Below are 5640 nucleotides of genomic sequence, written 5' to 3'. Positions count from 1 at the left end.
TAAGAAAAACATTAAAGCTTATTCATCGTTATGGTCATGGGTTTACATGTATTACCAAATCAGATTTAGTTCTGAAAGACCTTGATTTACTTAAAAAAATCAACGATGAATCAAAAGTAGTTATACAGATGACCCTCACCTGTATGGATGATGAAATAAGTAGATTAATCGAACCTAATGTATGTCCAACTTCAAGACGCATAGAAGTACTGGAAATACTAAAACAGGAAAACATCCCTACTGTTGTCTGGCTTTGTCCAATTTTACCGTACATAACTGACACTAAAGAGAATATATCCTCAATAATAGATGCCTGCATTAAGGCTGATGTTAAAGGAATAATTTGTTTTGGCATGGGTATGACCCTTAGAGATGGAAACAGGGAATATTACTATAAAAAACTTGAAGAGAATTTCCAGGGAATAAAGGAAGTATATGAAAAAGAGTTTGGAGATAGTTACAGTATAAGTAGCCCGAACAATAAAGAATTAATGAAAGTATTCTATCAAAAAACAAATGAACATAAAATCATGAATAAACCCGATGAAATATTCGAGTATCTACATGACTATCCTAAAAAAAGAAAAAGTAAACAGACAACATTATTTTAATAAGAAACAATGTTAATTAAAACAATAATTTAATAGAAATGATGTTAAATTTTATTCACAACTGCAACTTTAATCAAAGCATTGGATTTATTAAAAATAACATCTTTCTTCTTAACCAACATTTATTGTTCAATAATTGAGAAAACTTTCAAGAGTATCATTCGAATTACAGTCCAATCAATTAATAATCTGTTGAAATATTAATTGTTATGTTTGTAGGTTTTTTTCCACAATTTGGACAAATCTTATTATTGATATCGTTTTCATATCCACAGTTAACACATTTAACAGTAATTTCATACTCTACAACAGGATTTTCGTCAAAACCCTGATTACTTATGAATCCCACAAATTCCCCACAGTGAGTACACCACTCATAATCAATATCCTCAAGGAAAGCATCACAATTAGGACAATAATCATCTTCATCGGATAATTTGTTCCCGTTCTGGTCTACACGCATTTTTTCACCATCAGTATAATTTCTTTCTTTTTGAATAGGCTTGCAATCTTTTCTTCTCAACTTTTTTATAATCGTCATCAGCATACTTATTTTTTTGTCTGTTAGTTCTGCCTTCAGGAATAACTGTTAACAAATCTATAGTATTGTTATGACAGGCAAAGATTACCCGAATTTCCTTATATTCTTTATTCTTTGGTGCGGAAAACACTACTTCATACTCTCCAGGACCACTGGTATCATACCTTACCGGCTCTTCATACAGAATAGTATCAACTATGAATTCCCTTGAAATTCTGTATTTATTTAATCTTTGAATAAAATGCGTATTTTCAAAGTTCCATTCTATAGTTCCCGTATCCCCTATTAAAAATCTATCAAATACATCCATACTAATTTTCCCAATATTTATTAAAATTTAATTAGATTATTCATCTCTTAATGCTGCAACTGTTGACTCTTTAATATCATCTTCAGAAACTTTTATAGAGAATGATTTTTTAACTTTTCCACCACCGGAAATAATGAGATGATTCATATAATTGATTGTGGTTTCAACACCACTAGAACCGGTAGTACAAAATGTAACAACTTTAACTCCACCAAAATCATTTTCTCTTATAAACTGTAATATTGCTGGTGTTGGTTTGGAAGCCCATACAGGTGTTCCAACATATACTGTATCATAACTTTTAAGATCCACTTTATCATATTCAATATCTGTAGTTTTTTCTCTGAATGCATCGAACCCGCCTTTCAGATAACCTAACGGTCCGGATCTGTTCTTTTTATCTTTAATTTCCAATAAGTCAGCACCAATTTCTTCTTTAATTGTTTGTGCAGCGAGTTTTGTGTTTTCTGTTCTTGAATAATATACTACTAAATCAGTCAATTCTATTTCACCTTTGATTATTTAATTCTTATACTCTATTAAGATTTTCTCTTTTATTTCTTAAAACTTTTTCTTCAGTTTTTTCATATATCTCCTGAAGATGATCTATAATTGCATTTTTATTTTCCGGAATCCTACCAAAAAAATGGATACTATTAGAATCATTTGTTGCATCAATAAACGTATCCACATCCAATCTTTCTAAAAAACATTTCAACTCAAGAATTTTTTCTTTTTCTTTTGATTCTATGAATTTTTCCTCTTTAATATCCTTAAATAACTGTGTATTCTCAAATACCGTTAATCCGTTTATCATTATTCTTTCAGGATGTAACTTATTGATAACATCAGCCGTTTTTATTGCATGACTAAAACCGTAATCATGTCCTCCAAGACCATTTAGAAATATCAGAGTATAACTAAGTTCTGCTTCATCCATTTTGGATAATTGTTCAATGATATCATCAGATTTATAACCCTTATTCATGTAATCCAGCAAGTAATCATCACCAGATTCCATGCCGAAAACAATTGAACTATATCCAACCTCTTTTAATATTTTCAATTCTTCTAAAGTCTTATTTTTTAGATTATCAATTCGTGCATATCCACCAATACTCTGTACAAATGGCAAATATTCATGGATTAATGAAGCAATTTCGTATAATTTATCAAAACTTAAAGAAAATGGATCTGCTCCCTGTAACCAAATGCGTTTAAACGAATATGAATTATTCCTTAATTCTTCCAGGTCTTCAGTTATTTCATCAACTGGTGAAACAGAATATTGAATATTCCTATAATAACTGCAAAAACTACAGTTATTATGACTACAAGCTGTTGTAACCTGCAAAAATTTACTTCTTGCCTCATAAGGTGGTCTGATAATCCTGCTAGCAAAGTGCATAGATAAACTCCATAATAACTATTGAATAGCTTCCGTTGACCAGTCAGGATTTTTAATCATTGCCCGACCGACACCAATTAAATCAGCAGCATTTTCTTCAAGTAACTTTTCTGCTTCAGATGATGTTTTAATTCCACCAGTAAGAATTACAGGCACGTTAACTCCACTTTTGGCAGCAATACTTAATTTTTTGAAATAACCTGGTTCATCACTTTCAGGACTGTTATACATGTGTAATCCACCGGAAATGTCAATTATATCTGCACCGGCTTCCACAAACTTTTGGCAGGCAAGTGGTATGTCTTCGATTTGACTTCCTTCTTCTTCATAGTCATATGCACCCAATCTTATAGCAATAATGAATTCTTCACCAATTTCTTGCCTGATTGCCCTGATAATTTCACATTGAAGTTTTGTTCTTCCTTCGATGGTAGCACCTGTGTATTTGTCTGTCCGTTTATTAGTTATTGGTGAATAAAACTGATTTAATAAATATATATGTGCGGAATGTACTTCTACACCATCAAATCCTGCCTCTTTAGAACGTATAGCTGCCTTTAGAAAAGATTCCCGGATTCTTTCAATATCCCCAGATGTCATTTCAACAGGATTTTCTTCATCCAATTTAATGCCACTTGGAGATATGGCTGCCAAACCAGTATGTTTGGCTCGTGCTCCGGCATGAGCCAGTTGTGTTAAACAAACTGAACCTGTAGCATGTATGGCATCACTTAATTTTTTTAATCCGCCAATACAGTTATCATCACATATGGATAACTGATTTTTACTGCATTTTCCTTCCGGTGATATGTAAGCATGTTCAACTATTACCAAACCAGTGTTTTGTGCTCTTTTAACATAATAATCGATTTGATCCTGTGTAACTATTCCCTGATCTGATTTTTCAGTTGCCATTGGAGGCATAACTATCCGATTTTGAAGAGTAACATTCTTAATTTTTAATTCTTTATCCAATAACATTTTTTTTCACCTGCCTATTCAAATATTAACTCGTCGACATTTTCAACCAAAAGAGAAGCCAATTCATATGTTTTAGTCATTGATTCATAAGAAAATGTTTCATATACAATTGTTGGAATACCACTGTTTACTACTGGTATTGTAATATACTCCGGGCTTGTACGATACTCAGGAGCATAATAACATAATTCTTTTATTCTGTCCAAAAGGATATTCATGTATTGAGATGATTTTTCATCAAATCCCGGTGCAAATATAAAATTGGTTTTTTCATATTTTCCTGGACCACGTTGACCTTTATTTGAGTGAATGTCAACAAAGAAGTCATAATCATTATCAATAATATGTGGTGCTACAAATTCCTGTGCTAATAATTGTCCATCCATTCTACCTTCCGTCTTTTCATCCAGTGGTCCTGAGACATTGATATTATAAATGTAGTATTGATAGTTTAATTCATCACTTTTTGAGAATATTGTTTCAAATAGTGCTCTGTGTGATTTACTTTCCAATGGATGCATTCCTATATTGTATGCAATTTTTATTTTGGATTCACGGTTACCATAAGGACCATGCAAATGTACACTTCCCAAATTATTTTCTCCCAATAAAATTGCATCATATTCTTCAGAGTTTACTTTTGCGACATCTGTTGGTTCTTCCGGATAATCTAATTTAAAAATAATATCACATCCTTATTCTAATAATTTTTTGTAGTAAGTATTTGTTTGATATAATGCACCTGCAGGATTATGTGCCAATACCCGATCTTTTGTAATAAGGGTTGTTGTAAGTGCATCAGAGTATTTGTAAAATAAACTGTCATGACCAACACATAATCCAATTACTACATTTAAGTCTGTTTTTTCATTGTTTAAAATTTTTGCCTGTAATATGGGGTTACACATTATATTTCCGGTTATTTTTGTTTTTTCTTCGTCTAATCCTGTTACTGCTGTTTTTTTCATAGCTCCAACTTTACAGGCACTGGTGTATACTTCAAAACCTTCTTTTCTTAGAATTTTTGCAAAGATTCTGCTTTCATTTAAGAGTCCAACACAGGTGGCTATACCTATTTTCTTGAAATTTAATCGTTTTGCAAATTCTATTATTTCTTCAACTCTTGTGTATTGACAGTAGAAATCTGATTCAATTTCTGCAGATATTCTTGATACTTCTTTATTGTTATCTTCATTATATAAATTGATTATTTCATCAATGTCGTTTTGTGTTAATTCTTTTGTTGGACAGAATTCAGGGTATTCTTTATCTTGGTGTTGACAGTGAACTACCCCACAGTCGACACAGGAATTTTGTATATTATTCATTTTATCCACTCGTACATTATATTAAAGTCTTTTTATTTGATGCTTTAAATAATTTATATGTATTTTATTTTAGATTTTCCCGTATAAAGCTGTTTGTTTATAATTTGATATGTTTCTATTTAATTTTATTTAAAAGCAAATTTAAGGAATTTGATTTTTCTTTAGCAAAAATTAATAAAGGTTTATATACTAAAAAAATTATATTATTATATACCCATAGGGGTATAGGTATTAATATTAATGAAAATACAAAAATAATAGAAAAACAGAATAAATTCTGTAAATTATAGTTTAAGAAAAATAGAGCAACTAAATAATATAAAACAACAGATACCTTACTCCTTAGAAAAACGAGGAGATTAACCATGACCAAATATATCAAAAATTATTATAAAATTCTTAAAGTAGACAGATATGCAGATCAAAAAAGCATAAAACAAGCATATAAAAAACTTACCCTT

8 protein-coding genes are annotated in these 5640 nt (G+C 30.8%); 1 reads left to right on the top strand and 7 read right to left on the bottom strand.

Features of this window, described 5'->3' with window-relative positions; all coding sequences use genetic code 11:
• Positions 1-611, top strand: a 611-nt coding sequence (locus QZZ11_RS08500; RefSeq protein WP_292475311.1) for a radical SAM protein, incomplete at its 5' end; no start/stop codon positions are given.
• Between the two features lie 181 nt (positions 612-792).
• Here QZZ11_RS08500 and QZZ11_RS08495 read toward each other — a convergent pair.
• The 7 genes from QZZ11_RS08495 to QZZ11_RS08465 form a co-directional block, all read right to left on the bottom strand.
• On the bottom strand, positions 793-1074 hold the full coding sequence (locus QZZ11_RS08495) for a zinc ribbon domain-containing protein (protein ID WP_292475309.1): 282 nt from the start codon (positions 1072-1074) through the stop codon (positions 793-795).
• A 10-nt stretch (positions 1075-1084) separates the two neighbouring features.
• A complete protein-coding gene (locus tag QZZ11_RS08490; protein WP_292475308.1) occupies positions 1085-1462 on the bottom strand; it encodes a hypothetical protein in 378 nt (125 codons plus the stop codon).
• Between the two features lie 36 nt (positions 1463-1498).
• The gene (locus QZZ11_RS08485; protein WP_292475307.1) at positions 1499-1963 is read right to left on the bottom strand and encodes a flavodoxin; all 465 of its coding nucleotides are present in this window, start codon (positions 1961-1963) and stop codon (positions 1499-1501) included.
• Positions 1964-1991: 28 nt separating this feature from the next.
• Positions 1992-2870: a radical SAM protein gene (locus tag QZZ11_RS08480; protein WP_292475305.1), complete on the bottom strand. Its 879-nt coding sequence runs from the start codon at positions 2868-2870 to the stop codon at positions 1992-1994.
• Positions 2871-2888: 18 nt separating this feature from the next.
• A complete protein-coding gene (locus QZZ11_RS08475; protein ID WP_292475303.1) occupies positions 2889-3851 on the bottom strand; it encodes an NADH:flavin oxidoreductase in 963 nt (320 codons plus the stop codon).
• A gap of 14 nt (positions 3852-3865) precedes the next feature.
• A complete protein-coding gene (locus tag QZZ11_RS08470) occupies positions 3866-4444 on the bottom strand; it encodes an adhesin (protein WP_292475302.1) in 579 nt (192 codons plus the stop codon).
• A 102-nt stretch (positions 4445-4546) separates the two neighbouring features.
• Complete coding sequence (locus tag QZZ11_RS08465; protein ID WP_292475301.1) at positions 4547-5179, bottom strand: DUF1847 domain-containing protein; 633 nt, start codon at positions 5177-5179, stop codon at positions 4547-4549.
• Positions 5180-5640 lie beyond the last annotated feature (461 nt).

Origin of the sequence: Methanosphaera sp., assembly GCF_016282985.1 — an archaeon.
GTDB lineage: Archaea > Methanobacteriota > Methanobacteria > Methanobacteriales > Methanobacteriaceae > Methanosphaera.
Note: the sequence above shows the minus strand (reverse complement) of the source record. Positions and strands in the feature narration are given on the sequence as shown.